This is a genomic window from Streptomyces sp. NPDC008163, assembly GCF_042956885.1.
GTDB classification, from domain to species: Bacteria; Actinomycetota; Actinomycetes; order Streptomycetales; family Streptomycetaceae; genus Streptomyces; species Streptomyces drozdowiczii_A.
In genome coordinates, this window is sequence record NZ_JBIBHG010000008.1 from 350,021 (window position 1) to 367,882 (window position 17,862).

Sequence of the window (17,862 nt, forward strand, 5' to 3'; positions counted from 1 at the left end):
GCAGCCCCGACGACCGAGGACCTCTTCCGTGGCAGGACGATTCGCTCCCCGCAACGCCCGGCGCGCGCCCGTCCCGCACCAGGCGGCGGCCACGCCCGTACCGGCGGCGCAGACCCGTGTCTGGACCCCGCCGGGCCCGCTCGACCTGCGCCTCGTCCTCGGCCCGCTGCGCCGCGGCCCCGCCGACCCCACGTTCCGGATGGTCGCCGACGGCTCCGTGCGCCGGTCCAGCCGCACCCCCGAGGGCCCCGGCACGCTCCATGTCGTCGCCCGCGACGGCCGGATCGAGGCGTCCGCCTGGGGGCCCGGCGCGCCCTGGCTGCTGGACCAGCTGCCCACGCTGCTCGGCGAGGGCGACGACCCGGCGGCCTTCACCCCGCGCCACCGCCTCCTCGCCCAGACCCAGCACCGCCGCCCCGGACTGCGGCTGCTGCGCACCGGCCTGGTCCTGGAGTCGCTGATCCCGTCGGTCCTGGAGCAGAAGGTCACGACGGACGAGGCGTACCGCGCCTGGCGCCTCCTGGTCCGCCAGTACGGGGAGCCCGCGCCCGGCCCGCAGGAATTCGGCCTCTACGTCATGCCGGACGCCCGCACCTGGTCGCTGATCCCGTCCTGGGACTGGCACCGCGCGGGCGTCGACAGCAAGCGCTCGGCGACGATCCTGCGCACGGTCCGGGTGGCCCGCCGCATGGAGGAGGCGGCCGCCATGGACCTCCCCGACGCGCTGACCCGCCTCCAGGCCATCCCGGGCATCGGCCCCTGGACGGCGGCGGAAACCCTGCAACGCTCCAATGGAGCCCCGGACGCGGTCACGGTCGGCGACTTCCACCTCCCCGGCATCGTCGGCCACGCCCTGGCGGGCAACCGCCACGCGGACGACGAGGAGATGCTGACCCTCCTGACCCCGTACGAGGGCCAACGCCACCGAGCGACCCGCCTGATCCTGCTCTCGGGCGCGACGCCGCCAAGGAGAGCCCCGCGCTTCCAGCCGAGGGACATCGCACGGCTGTAGAACCCCCGAGCCCGGTCCTGCCCGCCCGGCGGTGCACTCAAGCCCGTCCGGCGATCGAGGACGAGGCCCGGGCCACAATCAAGCCCGCAGGGTTACGAGGAGCAGCAAGAACAAGCCCGTCCGGCGATTGAGGACCGGAGTGCGGGGCAGCGCCCCGAACGGCGCGTCGGGCGTTCAGGCCACACGGAGCCAGGACCCCGGAACACGGCGCCGGAGGCGCCTACCGCACCACGACGAAGTCCTCCGCGGCCCGCCCCACCCGCGGCCCGGGGGCCGCCACCGCGTGCCCCACCGCAACCGCCCCCAACGGGTCCCAGGACGACGGCAGCGCCAAGACCTCCCGCACCACATCCCGGCAGAACATCGTCGAGGACACCCACGCCGACCCCAACCGCTCCCCGGCCAGCGCCACCAGGAAGTTCTGGATCCCCGCACCCGCCGCGACCACGAACATCTCGCGCTCCGCGCCGTCCCGCCGCTCGTCCCCGTACGTGTGCGAACCGTCCATCACCATGCACGGCACCACCAGGTACGGCGCCCGGCGCAGCACCTCGCCCCGCCGCACCCGCTTGGCGATCGACTCCTCGCTCTTGCCGTCGCGCCGCAGGTCCGCGATCCACGCGTCCCGCATCGCGTCGAGCAGCCGGGTCCGCGACTCCGGGGACTCCAGCAGGACGAAGCGCCACGGAGTCGTGTGGTGCGGCGCCGGCGCGGTCACGGCGGCGGCGACCGCACGCCGTACCGCCCCCGGATCCACCGGCTCGTCGGTGAACTCGCGCACCGTACGCCGCTGCGTCACCGCCTCCCGGACCGCCTCCGAGGTCCCCAGCCGGAACATGTCGTCGGCCGCGACCCGCACCATCGCACGGGCCCCCTGCTCGTCCGCCGCGTCCACGACATGTCCGAGCCCCCGCACGACCGCGACGGGCAGCCCGTCAGCCTTGCCCTTGACCAGGTCGCCCGCGGCGGCCAGCTCGTCGGCGGTGGCGACCACGGTCGCGTTCAGCGGATTGCCGTACGCGTCCTGCCCGCCCCGGAGGTCGTCCAGCACCCGCACCCCCGCCGCACCGATGGCGACGTCGGTCAGCCCGTTGCGCCAAGGCCGGCCGAAGGTGTCCGTGACGAGGACGCCGACCTCGACGCCGAGCGCCGCCCGCAGCCCTTCCCGGATCGCCCGGGCCGAACCGTCGGGGTCCTCGGGGAGCAGCAGGACCGTCCCGGCAGGGGTGTTCGAGGCGTCGACACCGGCGGCGGCCATGACCAGGCCCTGCCGGTTCTCCACGATCCGCAGCGGGCCGCGGCGCGCCACCACCCGTACCGTCTCGGCGTCTATGGCCGCCTCCCGGTCGGTGGCCTCGACGATCCGGCCCTCCGCCTTGGAGACGATCTTCGAGGTGACGAGGAGGACGTCGCCGTCCACGAGCCCCGGCCCGGTGGCCGCGATCAGTTTCGCGAGGTCGTCCCCGGGCCGCACCTCGGGCATCCCGGTCAGGGCCCACACCCGGTAGGAGGGCGCGTCGGCGGCGCTCACGCGCGGACCTCCCCGGCGAGGGCCAGCGCCTGCCGCGCCATCTCGGCGGTGGCGGCGACATCGGTCATCATCAGCGGCACGGCCCGGCAGCGGATGCCCGCCGACTCCACCCGCTCGACCGCGCCCGCGTCCACGGAGTCCACGAGCCAGCCGTCGAGCAGCCCGGACCCGTAGTGCTCGGCGACGGCGGCGGCGGTGGACTCGACGCCCACCGCCGCGAGGACCTTGTCGGCCATCCCGCGCACCGGCGCGTCACCGACGATGGGGGAGAGGCCGACGACCGGCACCCCCGCCTCGGCGATGGCCTCGCGGATGCCGGGCACGGCGAGGATCGTGCCGACGGAGACGACCGGGTTGGACGGCGGGAAGAGGATGACGTCGGCCCCGGCGATCGCCTCCAGCACACCGGGCGCCGGCTTCGCCTGCTCCGCGCCGACGGGCACGATCGCCCGGGCCGGCACGGCGGCCCGCAGCTTCACCCAGTACTCCTGGAAGTGCACCGCCCGGCTCTCGCCGTCCTCCTCGATCGCCACGTGCGTCTCGACGCGGTCGTCGGACATGGGCAGCAGTCGGACGCCCGGCTTCCAGCGGGCGCAGAGCGCCTCCGTGACGGCGCTGAGCGGATAGCCCGCGCCGAGCATCTGCGTACGGACGATGTGTGTCGCGAAGTCGCGGTCGCCGAGCCCGAACCACTCGGGGCCCACGCCGTACGCGGCGAGCTCCTCCTTGACACGGAACGTCTCGTCGGTGCGGCCCCAGCCCTGCTCCTCGTTGATGCCACCGCCGAGGGTGTACATCACGGTGTCGAGGTCGGGACAGACCTTGAGCCCGAACAGATGGATGTCGTCACCGGTGTTGCCGATGACCGTGATGTCCGCGTCGGGCGCGGCCTCCTTGAGACCCCGCAGGAACCGAGCACCACCGATACCGCCGGCCAGAACCACAATGCGCATGCAAACAGTCTGTCAGGCGAAGCTCGCGGTGTGGCGGGGGGCCGTTCAGGCAGTCGCCGCCGCGGCGCACTGCGTGGCGTGCATCGGCATGTCGGTGAGGCCCGGGTAGTACACGTGCAGGCTGACGGCCGGTTCCAGGGAGTCGTTGACGACCTCGTGGACGTAGCCGGGGGCGAAGACCCGCTGCGCGCCCGCGCCCAGCGTCCGCTTCCCCCGCTCCGTACGTTCGGTCAGTTCGCCGTCGAGGACGGTGAGAACGCCGGAGGACGGCCCGTGGTCGTGCAGCCCGCTGCCCTGCCCGGGGACCCAGCTCAGGAGCCAGACCTCGTAGCCGAGTGGGGTCTCCCCCGGTCGAGCGGAGCCGGGACCTCGGGGAACGGAGCGCAGGCGGTGGTACCAGCGGGTGGTGGTGTCGTACCGGACGAGCGGTGCCCAACGGTCGCGGTCGGCGGCGATGGTACGGGCGAGGCCGACGAACTCCGCCACGGTGGAGGGGTGTTCGGGGGCGGGGCGAAGAAGATGCTGGACCTCCAGGAGGTCGCCGGCGATCTGGAGGTCGCTGTCGCTGCTGTTCATGGAGCGTGTTCCTCGGCGGGGTGCGAGTGCGGCGTGCGGTGCGGAAGCTCGTCGCGAGGTCCGGGAGCGGCGATGGCCGGAAAGCCGGAGGGGCCGCGCGGGGGAGGAGACGGGACGAGCGGTGCCGGGCCGGAGCGGGAGGGCTACGACGGCGTCGGCGGCATCAACAGCTGAGACAGCTGGAACAGCGACAGCGAGCCTGGACAGCGCTGCGGGACCCACGGGCGCGGGTCGCGTGCATCGCTGAGGTCACTGGCATGCCACCAAGGAGAACCGGAGAGCCGTCCGGTGTCAACCCAATGCCCGGTTTGGCGGCAATGTTTCACCTCTTCCGGTTACTCCGTCCGGAGAAAGGTTTTAGCTGCCCGTGTCGGGGACAGGTGGCGCAACAACCGTGTTGCCAAACGTGAGCGCGGCACCGTGACCCGAATGTGATCTTGGTCGCTTCGGTGATCGAATCGCAACGTGTCCGAGCTCGCGACAGTTTGTCTCCATGGCGAGTGCGGATGCGGTAGAGCCCATGGCATATGTCAGGTTTTTGGTGATTTGAACACTTAACGCTTACGGTTGGTGCCGCAGGGTGAATACCGAGGCCAATAGCAGATCCGGGCTTGACCAGCCAGAGCTACACGCTTGTAATTTCACCCGTGTCGTTCGGCCGATTCGGTAACGGCCGCATCACGGGACGCAAGAGACAGACGAGGGGCGCACATGACCGAGCTGTTCCAGCAACTGCTGGTCGAGGACGCGGACGAAGAGCTCGGCTGGCAGGAGCGCGCGCTGTGCGCCCAGACCGACCCCGAGTCCTTCTTCCCCGAGAAGGGCGGATCGACCCGCGAGGCGAAGAAGGTCTGTCTCGCCTGTGAGGTCCGGTCCGAGTGCCTGGAGTACGCCCTCTCGAAGGACGAGCGCTTCGGCATCTGGGGCGGCCTCTCCGAGCGCGAGCGCCGGCGCCTGAAGAAGGCGGCGGTCTGACGGGCCGACCGGCCCGGCCCACCACGCACGAACCCGACGGCCCGCCGCCTGCACCCGCAGGCGGCGGGCCGTCGCCGTACCCGCGAAGCACCAACGCCATGCCAGGCCCTGTCGTCAAATTCCCGTCTGCCGGGCGAACGGCGGCAATTTGACGACAGGGCCTCGGGCCTTTCGTGTGGATCATGCTGGGCTCGCGGGGCGTGGGGCCCACCCGGAATCGGTGCCGGCCGCTACCCCGTCGCGCCCTCGTCCAACCGCTCCGCATCACCCCGGTTATCCCTACCGTTAGTGTGGGGCCCCGTCCGAGACGCGCCAACGACCCGACAGAGCGCGCGTGTACACCGATGCAGCCCCCGGGGGGACGTCCCCCGGACCCGGCCGGAGGGCCCGTACCTCGATGTCCGTGCACAGCCAATCAACGGCGCCGTACGCGGCCGCCGCCGCCCCCGAGTTCCCCCGGCATGTCGTCACCGCCGTGCTCGTCTCCCACGACGGCGCACGCTGGCTGCCCGACGCGCTCGCCGGACTGCTCGGCCAGGAACGTCCCGTACAGAACGTCATCGCCGCCGACACCGGCAGCGCCGACGACTCCGCGCGCCTGGTCACCGAGGCCCTCGGCGCCGACCGCGTCCTGCACCTGGCGCGGCGTACGAGCTTCGGCACCGCCGTCGACGAGGCGAGCCGCACGGCCGGCGTCCTCACCCCGGACGACCTCCCCTACCTGAAGCGGCCCAGCGGCTGGGACCCGGTCACCCGGACCTGGCGCGACGAGGCCTACGAGATGCCCGAGCTGCCGCACGGCGAGCCGGTGCAGTGGCTCTGGCTGCTCCACGACGACTGCGCGCCCGCGCCCGACGCCCTCGCCGAGATGCTGCGCGTCGTGGACAACGACCGGCACGCCGCGATCGTCGGCCCCAAGCTGCGCGGCTGGTACGACCGCCGCCAGCTCCTCGAAGTCGGCGTCTCCATCGCCAACAGCGGCCGCCGCTGGACCGGCCTCGACCGCCGCGAGCAGGACCAGGGCCAGCACGACCAGGTCCGCACCGTCCTCTCCGTCTCCACCGCCGGCATGCTCATCCGGCGCGACGTCTGGGAGGAGCTGGGCGGTTTCGACCGCAGGCTCCCGCTCATGCGCGACGACGTCGACCTGTGCTGGCGCGCCCACACGGCCGGCCACCGGGTCCTCGTCGCCCCCGACGCCGTCCTGCGGCACGCCGAGGCGTCCGCGCGGGAACGCCGCCCCATCGACTGCGCCGGCCGCAACGTCGCCAGCCCGCACCGCGTGGACAAGGCGGGCGCCGTCTACACGATGCTCGTCAACGCCCCCGGCAAGAAGCTGCCCTGGGTGATGCTCCGACTCGTCCTCGGCACCCTGCTGCGCACCCTCGCCTACCTCGTCGGCAAGGTCCCGGGCCAGGCCCTCGACGAGGTCACCGGCCTCCTGAGCACCCTGCTGCGCCCCGGCCGCGTCCTGGCCGCCCGCCGCGCCCGCGGAAAGGGCGCCGTCGACGCCGCCGAACTGCGCGGCCTCTTCCCCGCACCCGGCGCCACCGTCCGCGCCACCGTCGAACAGGTCGCCGGAAACTTCGGCGGCGGCTCCGACGCCGACTCCGGCGGCTCCCGGCACGGCGCCGTCGAGTCCGGACCGGGCGGCGACGACGCCGACTACCTGGAGATCGACCAGTTCGCCCGCCTGAAGAAGGTCGGCCGCAAGCCCGGACCGGTCCTCTTCGCCCTGCTCCTCCTGGTCTCCCTCGTCGCCTGCCGCGACCTCATCGGCGGCGGCGCACTGGCCGGCGGCGCCCTGCTGCCCGCCCCCGGCGACGTCTCCGACCTGTGGGCGCGTTACGCGGACGGCTGGCACACCGTCGGCACCGGCGGCACCCAGACCGCCCCGCCCTACCTCGCCGTCATCGCGGCCCTGTCCGCACTGTTCCTCGGCTCCACCGGCTTCGCCCTCACCCTGCTGCTCGTCTGCTCGGTCCCGCTCGCCGGACTCACCGCGTACTTCGTCACCCGTCCGCTGCTGCCCTCGCGGCTGCTGCGGGCCTGGGCGAGCATCGCGTACGCCTTCCTGCCCGCGGCGACCGGTGCCCTGGCGACCGGCCGCCTCGGCACCGCCGTGCTGGCCGTCCTGCTGCCGCTCATCGCGCGCACCGCCGTCTCCGCGCACGGCATGCGCGGAGACGGCGGCGCCCGCGGCAGCTGGCGCGCCACCTGGGCGTACACCCTGCTCCTCACCCTCGCCATGGCGTTCACGCCGATCGTGTGGCCGCTCGCCGTGGTCCTCGGCCTCGGTGTCCTGGTGCTGCGGCGCGGCGACATCACCGCGTACGCGCTCCGCTTCCTCGCCGCGGTCGGCACCCCGCTCCTGGTCCTCGCGCCCTGGTCGCTCTCACTGCTGGGCAGCCCGTCCGCGTTCCTGAAGGAAGCCGGTCTGGAGACCGGTACGGGCTCCGCCTCCGCGCTGGACCTCCTCGGCATCAGCCCCGGCGGGCCCAAGGCGGCGGGCGGCGTCCTGCTCCTCGGCATCGTGCTCGCGGCGCTGGCCGCCCTGCTGCGCGGGGAGCGCCAGTTCGCCGTCCGGACCGCCTGGGCGGCCGCCCTGGTCTCCCTCGCGTTCGCCGGGCTCGCCAACGGCTCCGGCTGGGCGGGACCCGCGACGCTGGTCTACGGCGCCGCCCTCATCGCCGCCGCGCTCGTCGGCGCGGACGGCGCCCGTATCCGCGTCGCCGAACTCAGCTTCGGCTGGCGCCAGCCGGTCGCCGCCCTGATCGCCCTCGCGGCGGGCGTGGCCCCCGTGCTGGCCGCCGCCGTCTGGATGATCGGCGGCGCGGCGGGCCCGCTGGAACGCCGCGACCCGGTCCAGGTGCCCGCGTTCGTCGCGGAGGAGAGCGGCACCCGCGACCAGCCGCGCACCCTGGTCCTGGGCGGCACCTCGTCCGCCTCCGTCGACTACACCCTCGTCCGCGGCTCGGGCGCCCGCCTCGGCGACGCCGAACTGGCCGGAGCCCAGGGCGGCAACAGCCACCTCGACAAGGTCGTCGCCAACCTGGTCGCCGGCTCCGGCGCCGACCAGGGCAGCCAGCTCAGCGGCTTCGCCATCCGCTACGTCCTCGTGCGCGACGGAGCGCCCAAGCAGATGAGCCGGGTGCTCGACGCCACCCCGGGCCTGAGCCGGCTCAGCCAGCTCGACGGCAGCGCCCTGTGGCGGGTGGACCGGCAGGTCGCCCGGATCATGATCGTCCCGTCCGCCGCCGGTGACGAGCCGCTCCCCGTGGGCTCCCAGCCGGTCGAGGCGCACACCAAGATCCCGGCGGGCGGCGACGGCCGGGTGCTGCGGATCGCCGACGCGGCCGACCCCGGCTGGCAGGCCACGCTCAACGGCCGCGCGCTGACCGCCAAGACCGTCGACGGCTGGGCCCAGGGCTTCGAACTGCCCGCCGAGGGCGGCACCCTGGACCTCACGTACGAGGAGCCCTTCACCCACACCGTGTGGATCTGGGCGCAGATCGCGCTCGCCGTGGTCCTCGTGGTCATGGCCCTGCCCGGACGCCGCCGCGAGATCGACGACGACCTGCCGGAGGAGGCCGAGGCGGTCGCCGCCGAACCGGTCGCCGGCGAGGGCCGCCGCGCCCGCAGGCTGCGCGCCGCCGCCCTGGCCGAGAGCGAGGCCGCCGAGGGCGCCCCCGAGCCGCAGGAGGCGCAGGCCGTCCCGGACCTGGACGGGACCGGCGAGCAGCCCGCGTACGTTCCCGCCCAGCAGAGCGCCGAAACCGAACCGGCGGACACGGAGGACGACGACAGCGTCTTCGTACCGCAGCAGCAGTACGGCGACTGGGACAATGGGCAGGGCCAGTACCAGGACCCGGCCTATGCGCAGTACCAGGACGGCTCTCCGTACCAGGACGGCGGTCAGTACCAGGACCCGCAGTACACCGAGGGGCAGCAGCAGCCGGACACCGGTGGCTACGACCCGTACGGCTATCCGCAGTACCAGGAGGGCCAGTACCAAGACGGCCAGTACCAGGACGGCCAGTACGCGGCCCCCTACGAGCCGCCCGCGTACGACCCGCAGTCCTATGACCCGAATGGGTACGGCCCCGAGGCCGGGCAGTACGGCGAGCAGCACCCGTACGACCCGCAGAACCCCGAGAACCCCGCCCCGGGCCAGAACCCGTGGCCGACCGGTAACGCATCGCGAGGCGAGTCCGAGTGAAGTCCACCAGCGCCCTGTCCCTCATCGCCGGAGCGGTCGCCCTGGCCGCCGTCACCGGGTTCGCCGCGCTCAACGAGCCCTCCGGCGGCAGCACCGCCGGAGCGAGGACGGCCGCACGGCTGCCCGTCGAACGGACCAGCCTGCTCTGCCCGGCACCCGGCCTCTCCGACCTCTCGGAGACCGCGTACACGGCCTTCACGCCGTCCGGCACGAGCGGCGGCTCCACCACGGCCGGCACCGCCGAGCTGCTGTCCTCCGCGAAGGACGGCGAGACGAAGACCGACAGGAAGTCCGACGGCAAGGACAAGAAGGGCGAGGAGAAGAAGGACAAGCCGGTGGTCTCCCTCAAGGAGCCCGGCAAGCCCGCCACCGGCGAGGCGTCCGGCGCGGACTCGCCCGCCCTCATCGGCACCGCGACCGGCCGGTTCGCCCCCGGCTGGACCGCCCAGCAGACCACCACCATCGAGGCGGGCGACGGCCGCGGCCTGCTCGGCATCGGCTGCACCGTGCCCGACACCGACTTCTGGTTCCCCGCGGCGAGCACCGCCAAGTCCCGCGAGGACTACGTCCACCTCACCAACCCGGACGACACCGCCGCCGTCGCCGACATCGAGTTGTACGGCCCGGACGGCTCCCTCAAGTCCGATGTCGGCGAGGGCATCACGGTCCCGGCGGGCTCCGGCGTCCGGGTCCTGATCTCGACGCTCACGAGCAAGGCCGCCGACGACGTCACCGTCCACGTCACCACCCGAACGGGGAGGGTCGGCGCGGCCGTCAGGGCGGCGGACGACACGACCGGCAGCGACTGGCTCACCGCCTCCGCCGAACCGGCCGGCACGGTCGTGCTGCCCGGCATCCCGGCCGACGCGACCTCGGTACGCCTGGTGGCCTTCGCCCCCGGGGACGACGACGCCGACCTCGGTCTGAAGCTGCTCGGCAAGACCGGTGCCGTCACCCCGGCCGGACACGAGGAACTGCACGTCAAGTCGCACATGACCGCCGGGATGGACCTCAAGGACATCACTCGCGGCGAGGCGGGTTCGCTGATGCTGGTGCCCTCCGAGAAGGGCAAGGCCACCCCGGTCGTCGCCGCCCTGCGCGTGGTCCGGGGCAAGGGCGCCAAGCAGGAGGTCGCCTTCATCCCGGCGACCGGCCCGGTGGGCGCCCGCGCCACCGTCGCCGACAACCGGTCCAAGGGCTCGGTCCTCTCCCTCACCGCCCCCGGCGCGGCCGCGACCGTCAAGGTCACGGCGTCGGCCGGCAGCGGCGGCGGTACGCCGGTCAGCAAGACGTACAGGATCGCGGCGGGCACGACCACGGCCGTCACCCCGCCCGTGCCGACGGGCCTCAAGGGCACCTACGCCCTGACGGTCGAGACGCAGTCGGGCGGTCCGGTGCACGCCGCGCGCACGCTCACCGAGACGGTGAACGGCATCCAGATGTTCACGGTGCAGACGCTGCCGGACGACCGGGGCACCGTGGAGGTCCCGGCGGCCCGGCAGGACCTGTCGGTCCTCGACGACTGAGCGGGGCGGCCCGGGAGGGCCGCTACTCCTGCCCGTAACGGGGATCGACCGACTCGGGCGCCAGCCCCAGCAGCTCCGCGACCTGCTCGACCACGATCTCGTGGACGAGCAGGGCGCGCTCGTCCCGGTTCTTGGTGCGCAGCTCGACGGGGCGCCGGTAGACGGTGATGCGGGCGGGCCGGCCCTTCTCGGCGGAGAGCGCGTCGCCCAGCGGAACGGTCTCCTCCGCCGTCTCCGGCACCTCCAGGACGACGAAGTCGACCTCCGCCAGCTGCGGCCAGCGCCGCTCCAGCCGCTCCACCGAGTCCTGGACGAGATCGCGGAAGTTGTCCGCGCGGCTCGCGGACAGCGGCACCTGCGGCGGGGCGACGGGTCCGCGCATACCGCGGCCGTGTCGGTCCCGGCGCCGCGGACGCGGCTCGGACGGGCTGGGCGGTACGGAACTGTCCATCACCGACGCAGCCTAACCCCCGAAGGCCCGCCCCACCGGGCCCACACCGCCCTGTCCGCTCTTGAGCGATCCGGCCACACCGGAGCCCGTTTCCGGCCCCGCTCGCGACCGCCGGGCCGACGCCTTGTGAAAGGTTCGCGGCACAACGGTGACCGGAATCGTCGCCGCCGGAGCCCTCGCCCTCTCCTCCCGCGCAGGTCAGGGGAGTTGCCCGGGGGGTGCGTGTGCCGGACGTCACAGGGCGACACGGAGGGGTGAGCCGGGGGAGAGTCGTCGCAGCCCGCTCAAGAGTGCGGTACCGTCCAACATCGTGAGCCCTGTACGTCGCTGTTCGCGCACCGCGTGCGGCCGCCCTGCCGTCGCGACACTGACGTACGTCTATGCCGACTCGACTGCGGTCCTCGGCCCGCTCGCCACCTACGCCGAGCCCCACTGCTACGACCTCTGTGCCGAGCACAGCGAGCGGCTGACCGCGCCACGGGGGTGGGAGGTCGTCCGGCTCTCCGACCCCTCCGCGCCCAGCCGCCCCAGTGGCGACGATCTGGAAGCCCTGGCCAACGCCGTACGGGAAGCCGCCCGTCCGCAGGAGCGCGGCGACGGCGCCCAGGGAGGCGGCCGCCGGACCGCCGACCCGATGGAGGTCGCCCGCAGGGGTCACCTCCGCGTCCTGCGCTCACCCGACTCCTGAGGGACCGACGGCCGCCGGGTACGTTGGGCGGTCCGAAGCAACCCCCTGGAGGACCGGCCCGTGACCGCAGACCTGTCGCAGCTCGTGAAGGCGTACGACGTGCGCGGAGTCGTGCCCGACCAGTGGGACGAGGAGCTGGCCGGACTCCTCGGGGCCGCCTTCGTCGAGGTGACCGGTGCGGACGCGATCGTGATCGGCCACGACATGCGCCCCACCTCCCCGGCCCTGTCCGGGGCGTTCGCCCGGGGCGCGGCCGGGCGCGGCGCCGACGTCACGCTGATCGGCCTCTGCTCCACGGACCAGCTGTACTACGCGTCCGGGGCGCTGGACCTGCCCGGCGCGATGTTCACCGCCTCGCACAACCCCGCGCAGTACAACGGCATCAAGATGTGCCGGGCGGGCGCGGCACCGGTCGGCCAGGACACGGGCCTGGCCGAGATCCGCGCACTGGCGGAGGAGTGGTCCGAGAAGGGCGCCCCCGCGCCGGTCGCGACCCCGGGGACGGTCACCGGACGCGACACCCTCACGGACTACGCCGCCCATCTGCTCTCTCTGGTGGACCTGACGGAGATCCGCCCCCTCAAGGTCGTCGTGGACGCGGGCAACGGCATGGGCGGCCACACCGTCCCCACCGTCTTCGCGGGGCTGCCCGTGGACCTCGTCCCGATGTACTTCAAGCTGGACGGCACGTTCCCGAACCACGAGGCCAACCCGCTGGACCCGAAGAACATCACGGACCTCCAGGCCCGCGTGGTGGCCGAGGGCGCCGACCTGGGCCTCGCCTTCGACGGCGACGCGGACCGCTGCTTCGTGGTGGACGAACGGGGCGAAGGCGTCTCCCCGTCGGCGATCACCGCCCTGGTCGCCGCCCGCGAACTGGCCCGCAACGGCGGCCGGGGCACGATCATCCACAACCTGATCACCTCCCACTCCGTCCCCGAGGTCGTACGCGAACACGGCGGCACCCCCGTCCGCACGCGGGTCGGACACTCCTTCATCAAGGCCGAGATGGCCGCCCATGGCGCGATCTTCGGTGGTGAGCACTCGGCCCACTACTACTTCCGCGACTTCTGGAACGCAGATACGGGCATGCTCGCCGCCCTCCACGTACTCGCCGCCCTGGGCGGCCAGCCGGGCCCCCTCTCGGCCCTGGTCGCCCAGTACGACCGCTACGCCGCGTCGGGGGAGATCAACTCCACGGTGACCGACCAGAAGGCCAGCACGGACAAGGTGGCCGCGGCCTTCACCCACGAGGAGAACGCCACCACGGACACCCTGGACGGCCTCACGGTGACGACCCCCACCTGGTGGTTCAACCTCCGCCCGTCCAACACGGAACCGCTGCTGCGCCTGAACGTGGAGGCGAAGGACGAGGAGACGATGAGGCGCGTACGGGACGGGGTCCTGACCCTGATCCGCACCTAGAGCCCACCCACCGGCTCCACACCATCCAGCCCCTCCGGGGATCCCGGCCCCTCCGGGAATCCCGCCCCTCCGGGAATCCCAGCCCCTCCGGCGCTTGAGGAGCGGGGTCCGGGGCGGAGCCCCGGTTTCGGGAAGGGGCGGGTAGGGGAACAGGCCCGCCGCAGGCGCAACGCACCCGCACCCGCCCCCCCGCCCCCACGACACGCACCCCACCCCACCCCAGCGGTAGGCTGACCCCGCCCCCCAAAGGGCCCCCGACAACAGACCGCCCGAAGGGAAACCCCATGCCGCTCGAAGCCGGCCTCCTGGAGATCCTGGCCTGCCCCGCCTGCCACGCCCCCCTGGACGACCAGACGGCAGCCGACACCCCGGAACTCATCTGCACCGGCACCGACTGCGGCCTCGCCTACCCCGTCCGGGACGGCATCCCCGTACTCCTCGTCGACGAGGCCCGACGCCCGGCGTAACCGGCTCAACCGGCGAAAGCGGCCCGAAGCGGCCGCCCCGCACCCGCACCGGAGGACCGCCCCATGCTCGACGAGTCGTTGCTCGACGCCCCCGACGCCTTGGCCCGAGCCGACCGCCGCGACCTGCTGCGCGGCGCCGCCGAGGCCGGGGCCCGGGTCCGTACCGCCGCCCGGCACGCGACGGAGGCCGGGATCACCGAGCTGAAGGCGGAGGGCCGCCCGCGCGCCGTCCTCGTCGCGGGCCCCGGCACCGCCGCGACCGGCGTCGCGGACCTGATCGCCGCCCTCGCCGGCGCCTCCGCCCCGGTCACCCGCATCCGCCCGACCGGCGTCGCCCCCGCCCCCGGCGCACTCCGCTGGACCCTGCCCGGCTGGGCCGGCTCCGTGGACCTGCTGCTCATCGCCACGGCGGACGGCTCCGAACCGGGCCTCGCCCTCCTCGCGGAGCAGGCGTACCGCCGGGGCTGCACGGTCGTGGCCGTCGCCCCGCTGCGCTCCCCGCTGCGGGAGGCCGTCCACGGCGTGCACGGCCTCGTCGTGCCCATGGCCTCCGCCCCGCACGGCGAGTACGACGCCGAGACGTCGGCCGCGGGTCCCGGCACCCTCTGGGCCCTGCTCACCCCGCTCCTCGCCCTGCTCGACCGCGTCGGCCTGGTCACCGCCCCCGCCGACGCGCTGCAGAGCGTCGCGGACCGCCTCGACCGCACGGCGGAGCGCTGCGGCCCGGCCATCGCCACGTACAGCAACCCGGCCAAGACCCTCGCCGCCGAACTCGCGGACACCCTTCCGCTGATCTGGACCGAGGGTGAGGCGGCCGGCCCCGTCGGGCGCAGGTTCGCCGCGGTCCTGTCGGAGCTCTCGGGCCGCCCGGCCCTCGCCGCCGCACTCCCGGAGGCGCTTCCGGCGCACGGCGGCCTGCTGGCGGGCGCGTTCGCCGCCGGCGCGGACCCGGACGACTTCTTCCGCGACCGCGTCGAGGAGTCGGAGCCCCTGCACGCCCGGGTGGTGCTGCTGCGCGACCGCCCGACCGGCGGCCTCAGCGCCGCCCCGGCCGCCCGCGAACTGGCCCTCGGCCACGACACCGCGATCAGCGAGCTGGAACCGGAGGAGGGCAGCACTCTCGAATCCCTCGCGGAGCTGCTCGCCGTCACCGACTTCGCCGCGGTCTATCTGTCGCTCGCCTCGTCGGCCGGTGCCTGAACACCCCCTACCACGTCAATACTGCGCGGCGACACCGCACCGCACACCGCCACACAAGGACTGATCCATGGACCGGCTCTCCAACACCGTGCGCCCGTATGCCTGGGGCTCGACCACCGCGATCCCCGCCCTGCTGGGCATCGCCCCCACCGGCGAGCCGCAGGCGGAGATGTGGATGGGCGCCCACCCGGGCGCCCCTTCCCGGATCACCCGCACCGAAACCGGCGCCGCCGAGCAGTCCCTCACCGACGTCATCGACGCGGACCCCGCCGGTGAACTCGGCACGGCGGCCGTCGAGAAGTTCGGCCCCCGCCTGCCCTTCCTCCTCAAGCTGCTCGCCGCGGGCGCCCCCCTCTCCCTCCAGGTCCACCCGAACCTGGACCAGGCCAGGGCCGGTTACGCGGACGAGGAGCGCCGGTCCGTCCCGATCGACGCCCCCCACCGCACGTACAAGGACGCCAACCACAAGCCCGAGCTGATCTGCGCGCTCACCCCCTTCGACGGCCTGTGCGGATTCCGCCGGCCCCTGGAGGCGGCCGAGGCGATGGAGGGCCTGGGCGTCGACTCCCTCAAGCCGTACGCGGACCTGCTGCGCGCCCAGCCCGAGGAGGCCGCGCTGCGCGAGGTGCTGACGGCGATCCTCACCGCGGACCCGGACGAGATGGCCGAAACGGTGACCGCCGCCGCGGCCGCCGCCGAACGGATCGGCGGCGCCTACGCCCCGTACGCCCGCATCGCCCACCACTTCCCCGGCGACGCCGGTGTCATCGCGGCCATGCTGCTCAACTACGTACGGCTCCAGCCCGGCGAGGCGCTGTTCCTCGGTGCAGGCGTCCCGCACGCGTACCTCGACGGCCTCGGCGTCGAGATCATGGCCAACTCGGACAACGTGCTGCGCTGCGGCCTGACGCCCAAGCACATCGACGTCCCCGAACTCCTGCGCATCGTCCGCTTCGAGGCGACCGACCCGGGCATCCTGCGCCCGGAGGCGTCCCCCTCGGGCGAGGAGCTGTACGAGACGCCGGTGGACGAGTTCCGCCTCTCCCGCTTCGATCTCTCACCCGGTGCCGCCCCCGCCGACCTGACCGCGCCCACCCCGCAGATCCTGCTGTGCACGGCGGGCGCCCCGAACACCGGCGACCTCGCCCTCGCACCCGGCGAATCGGTCTTCGTACCGGCGGGAGAGCGGGTACACGCGTCCGGAGCGGGCACGCTGTTCCGTGCGACAGTGGTGGCCTGACGCACCGTCCGTGACGACGGCTGCAACAATGTGCCGCCACACCGCGGCCGTCGGAGCCGCAGACCGAAGAAGGGACACCAGGAACCCATGAGTGCGTCAGGCGGAACCAAGGCGATCGTGGCGGCACTCGGCGCCAACCTCGCGATCGCAGTGGCCAAATTCGTGGCGTTCCTGTTCAGCGGCTCCTCGTCGATGCTCGCGGAGAGCGTCCACTCGCTCGCCGACTCCGGCAACCAGGGGCTGCTGCTCCTCGGCGGCAAGCGGGCCCAGCGCGAGGCCACCCCGCAACACCCCTTCGGCTACGGCCGTGAGCGCTACATCTACGCCTTCCTCGTCTCCATCGTCCTGTTCTCCGTCGGCGGCATGTTCGCCGTGTACGAGGGCTACGAGAAGATCCGCCACCCCCACGAGCTGGAGGCCTGGTACTGGCCGGTCGGCGTCCTGGTCTTCGCGATCATCGCCGAGGGCTTCTCCTTCCGTACGGCGATCAAGGAGTCCAACGAAACGCGCGGCTCGCTCAGCTGGACGGACTTCATCCGCCGCGCGAAGGCCCCCGAACTGCCCGTGGTGCTCCTCGAGGACTTCGGCGCGCTGATCGGTCTGGTCCTCGCCCTCGGCGGCGTCGGCCTGGCCCTCGGTACGGGCAACGGCGTGTGGGACGGCATCGGCACCCTGTGCATCGGCATCCTGCTGATCACCATCGCGCTCGTGCTGGCCGCCGAGACCAAGTCACTGCTGCTCGGCGAGGCGGCCGGTGCCGACCAGGTCGAGAAGATCAAGGCCGCGGTGGTCGACGGCGACACCGTCACCGGAATCATCCACATGCGTACGCTCCACCTCGGCCCGGAAGAGCTGCTGGTCGCCGCCAAGATCGCGGTCCAGCACGACGACACCGCCGACGAGGTCGCCAACGCCATCAACGCCGCCGAGTCCCGCATCCGCGCCGCCGTCCCGATCGCCCGGGTGATCTACCTGGAGCCGGACATCTACAACGCGGCGGCCGCAGCGGCCGGCGTCAACCCTGCCAAGGCCCCCGGCGGCACCCACACCGCCCCCGGCGCGGAAGCCCCCGGCGCGGAGACTCCGGGCCCCGAAGCCCCCGAACCGGGAGCCGCCGAGCCGGCCTCCGGGACGGCCGACACCCCGGCGGGCGCGGAGGACACCGACCCGACGGAATCCGGCCACTGACCGCACCGGATCCGCCATCGCGCACCCGACACAGCCGCTCCCGCCCCGGACCCGCCCCGGTGGACTGGGAGCGGCTGCGCCGTTCGGTGTAGATTCGACGGCAGTGTCAGACGTCGCTGCTGATGGCGGTCGATCGGTCCGTACGCCGGACCGGCCGAGGGAGAGAGGGCCTCCGACGGACTGCGCTGCGAGCGCCCGGGCATTCGTGTGTCCGCCGCCGCAGAGCCGCCCTACCCACCCTCGACTCCACAACGAGGAGCAGCCCGTTATGACAACGGTCGCCAATCGACAGGACTTCAAGGTCGCCGACCTCTCTCTTGCCGCTTTCGGGCGGAAGGAGATCACTTTGGCCGAGCATGAGATGCCCGGTCTGATGTCGATCCGCAAGGAGTACGCCGCAGCGCAGCCGCT

At 73.4% G+C, this 17,862-nt stretch carries 15 protein-coding genes; 11 read left to right on the plus strand and 4 right to left on the minus strand.

Annotated elements, in window-relative coordinates; genetic code table 11:
- Positions 1 to 28 precede the first annotated feature (28 nt).
- Positions 29 to 1,012: a DNA-3-methyladenine glycosylase family protein gene (locus ACFZAT_RS20270; RefSeq protein ID WP_391265594.1), complete on the plus strand. Its 984-nt coding sequence runs from the start codon at positions 29 to 31 to the stop codon at positions 1,010 to 1,012.
- Positions 1,013 to 1,232: 220 nt separating this feature from the next.
- Here ACFZAT_RS20270 and ACFZAT_RS20275 read toward each other — a convergent pair whose 3' ends face one another.
- From ACFZAT_RS20275 to ACFZAT_RS20285, 3 genes are read right to left on the minus strand one after another with little or no spacing between them, the layout of a single operon-like run.
- Positions 1,233 to 2,543, minus strand: a complete 1,311-nt coding sequence (locus ACFZAT_RS20275; protein WP_391265595.1) for a coenzyme F420-0:L-glutamate ligase — start codon at positions 2,541 to 2,543, stop codon at positions 1,233 to 1,235.
- A complete protein-coding gene (gene cofD, locus ACFZAT_RS20280) occupies positions 2,540 to 3,496 on the minus strand; it encodes a 2-phospho-L-lactate transferase (protein ID WP_391265596.1) in 957 nt (318 codons plus the stop codon). The genes ACFZAT_RS20275 and cofD overlap by 4 nt, the downstream gene beginning before the upstream one ends.
- Before the next feature lie 45 nt (positions 3,497 to 3,541).
- Positions 3,542 to 4,072: a cupin domain-containing protein gene (locus ACFZAT_RS20285; RefSeq protein ID WP_391265597.1), complete on the minus strand. Its 531-nt coding sequence runs from the start codon at positions 4,070 to 4,072 to the stop codon at positions 3,542 to 3,544.
- 711 nt (positions 4,073 to 4,783) lie between these two features.
- On the opposite strand from ACFZAT_RS20285, the gene ACFZAT_RS20290 reads away from it, so the two are divergent.
- The 3 genes from ACFZAT_RS20290 to ACFZAT_RS20300 all read left to right on the plus strand — a co-directional run bounded on the left by ACFZAT_RS20290 (position 4,784) and on the right by ACFZAT_RS20300 (position 10,792).
- Complete coding sequence (locus tag ACFZAT_RS20290; RefSeq protein WP_018103995.1) at positions 4,784 to 5,047, plus strand: WhiB family transcriptional regulator; 264 nt, start codon at positions 4,784 to 4,786, stop codon at positions 5,045 to 5,047.
- A 397-nt stretch (positions 5,048 to 5,444) separates the two neighbouring features.
- Positions 5,445 to 9,266, plus strand: a complete 3,822-nt coding sequence (locus tag ACFZAT_RS20295; RefSeq protein WP_391265598.1) for a glycosyltransferase — start codon at positions 5,445 to 5,447, stop codon at positions 9,264 to 9,266.
- Positions 9,263 to 10,792 (plus strand): DUF5719 family protein, encoded by a 1,530-nt coding sequence (locus ACFZAT_RS20300; RefSeq protein WP_391265599.1) that lies wholly within the window; start codon positions 9,263 to 9,265, stop codon positions 10,790 to 10,792. The genes ACFZAT_RS20295 and ACFZAT_RS20300 overlap by 4 nt, the downstream gene beginning before the upstream one ends.
- A gap of 22 nt (positions 10,793 to 10,814) precedes the next feature.
- Here ACFZAT_RS20300 and ACFZAT_RS20305 read toward each other — a convergent pair whose 3' ends face one another.
- Entirely contained in the window at positions 10,815 to 11,174 is a 360-nt protein-coding gene (locus tag ACFZAT_RS20305) for a metallopeptidase family protein (RefSeq protein ID WP_391265600.1), read from the minus strand.
- A gap of 379 nt (positions 11,175 to 11,553) precedes the next feature.
- Between ACFZAT_RS20305 and ACFZAT_RS20310 the strand changes: the two genes are divergently transcribed.
- The 7 genes from ACFZAT_RS20310 to ACFZAT_RS20340 all read left to right on the plus strand — a co-directional run.
- Positions 11,554 to 11,931 carry a DUF3499 domain-containing protein gene (locus tag ACFZAT_RS20310; protein WP_143620648.1) on the plus strand — a complete coding sequence of 126 codons (378 nt, stop codon included), beginning with the start codon at positions 11,554 to 11,556 and terminating at the stop codon, positions 11,929 to 11,931.
- 60 nt (positions 11,932 to 11,991) lie between these two features.
- Positions 11,992 to 13,356: a phosphomannomutase/phosphoglucomutase gene (locus tag ACFZAT_RS20315; RefSeq protein WP_391265601.1), complete on the plus strand. Its 1,365-nt coding sequence runs from the start codon at positions 11,992 to 11,994 to the stop codon at positions 13,354 to 13,356.
- A 284-nt stretch (positions 13,357 to 13,640) separates the two neighbouring features.
- Positions 13,641 to 13,823 (plus strand): Trm112 family protein, encoded by a 183-nt coding sequence (locus ACFZAT_RS20320; protein WP_018103989.1) that lies wholly within the window; start codon positions 13,641 to 13,643, stop codon positions 13,821 to 13,823.
- A gap of 63 nt (positions 13,824 to 13,886) precedes the next feature.
- Positions 13,887 to 15,023: an SIS domain-containing protein gene (locus tag ACFZAT_RS20325; RefSeq protein WP_391265602.1), complete on the plus strand. Its 1,137-nt coding sequence runs from the start codon at positions 13,887 to 13,889 to the stop codon at positions 15,021 to 15,023.
- Positions 15,024 to 15,090: 67 nt separating this feature from the next.
- Entirely contained in the window at positions 15,091 to 16,263 is a 1,173-nt protein-coding gene (gene manA, locus ACFZAT_RS20330; protein WP_391265603.1) for a mannose-6-phosphate isomerase, class I, read from the plus strand.
- A gap of 87 nt (positions 16,264 to 16,350) precedes the next feature.
- Positions 16,351 to 17,451 carry a cation diffusion facilitator family transporter gene (locus ACFZAT_RS20335; RefSeq protein WP_391265604.1) on the plus strand — a complete coding sequence of 367 codons (1,101 nt, stop codon included), beginning with the start codon at positions 16,351 to 16,353 and terminating at the stop codon, positions 17,449 to 17,451.
- A 205-nt stretch (positions 17,452 to 17,656) separates the two neighbouring features.
- Positions 17,657 to 17,862, plus strand: a 206-nt coding sequence (locus tag ACFZAT_RS20340; protein ID WP_391265605.1) for an adenosylhomocysteinase, incomplete at its 3' end; no start/stop codon positions are given.